Consider the following 224-nt stretch of genomic DNA (forward strand, 5'->3'; position numbering starts at 1 on the left):
ACCACTCTGGCTATGGCGCTGGACCTGTGGCGAGGGAGCTTGCTCCCGCTGGCGGCCTGACAGCTGGCCTGGGTGTTGGATCAGACCGGGTACATATCCGTTATTTAGGTAACGGCCACTATGGGTTCCGCTTTTACAGCAGCTCACTTTTGAAGAGCGCAAAAGTAAGCAAAACGCTCTTGCCCCAACACTCGGCACCTCGCTCACGCTCGGTGTGCCCGTAA

Origin of the sequence: Pseudomonas marginalis, assembly GCF_001645105.1 — a bacterium.
GTDB lineage: Bacteria > Pseudomonadota > Gammaproteobacteria > Pseudomonadales > Pseudomonadaceae > Aquipseudomonas > Aquipseudomonas petroselini.